Annotated in this window: 1 protein-coding gene; it reads right to left on the reverse strand. The window is 73.2% G+C overall.

The window, feature by feature from the left end; all coding sequences use genetic code 11:
- Nucleotides 1-1087, reverse strand: a 1087-nt coding sequence (locus tag N4P33_RS35425) for an extracellular solute-binding protein (RefSeq protein ID WP_399030721.1), incomplete at both ends; no start/stop codon positions are given.

A 1087-nucleotide genomic window follows, 5' to 3' on the forward strand; every position in this document is an offset into this window, starting at 1 on the left:
CACCCGGTCGGCGGCGCCCTCGCCCGTCGGTGACGCCGACGGCCCCGCCGCGGCGGCCGGGCAGCGCACCCCGTCGCCGTACGCCGAGGTCCGCGTCGCCGCGAACCCCGCGTCCAGCAGGCACCGTTCGCTCTCCCGGCCGGTGAGGAACTCGATCAGCTCGGTCGCCTTCGTCGCCCGCTGCGAGCCCTGCGTCACCGCCAGGTTCTGCCCGCCGAGCACCGCCCGTCCGGGCAGCGGCGCCACCCCGAGCTGCTCTTTCGTGAACGTCCGGTGCAGCGTCGGGTACACGTACGGCCAGTGCCGCAGGAAGGCCGAACGCCCCTCGGCGAAATCGCTCACCGAGGCCGCCTCGTCGGAGTGGGCGGCGTCCTGGAGGGTGTACGGCGGCTCGGTGCGCCGGCGCAGTTCCCCGATGCCGGCGGTCAAGTCGGCGGTGTCGGCCGTGTAGTGGCCGTCCTCGTCGACCAGCGCGAAGTCCTTGACCGCCGACGCGAACGCCTCCACCGCGTTGACCGTACGGCCCTCGTAGGCGGCGAGCTGGGTCGTCCAGCCCTTGTCGTAGGCGTCGGCGGTGAGGTGGCTGTCCAGCGCGTCGGTCACGTCCCGCAGGTCGTCCCAGGTCGTGTCCTCGCCCAGCTCGACGGGGTGGACGCCCGCCTGCCGCAGATAGTCGCGCCGGTAGTACAGCAGGCCGACGTCGCTGTTGAACGGCGCCGCGTACACCTCGCCGTCCCACCACGCCGTCTCGGCCACGGACGGGATGACATCGGCGTCGACCAGGCCCTTCGGCAGCGTGCGGATCAGCCCGGCGGCGGCGAACTCCGGCACCCAGGTGACGTCCAGGTTGACCACGTCGTAGTCGGCGCTGCCGGACTGCAGGGCGCCGAGCAGCTGGCTGCGCTGCTCGTCCGCGCTGCCGGGCAGCTCCACCAGCCGCGCGCTGAAACCGGTGTTGGCCCGCTGCTGGCGCAGGTTCCACGCGTCGATGAGCTGCTGGCGGATGCCGTTCTTGCCGGTGACGTCCCGCCCGCTGGCGACGACGATGACACCCTGCACGTCCTCCGAGGAGCCCGAGGAGGCCGCC

This window comes from Streptomyces sp. 15-116A, from assembly GCF_025290915.1.
Classification (GTDB): domain Bacteria; phylum Actinomycetota; class Actinomycetes; order Streptomycetales; family Streptomycetaceae; genus Streptomyces.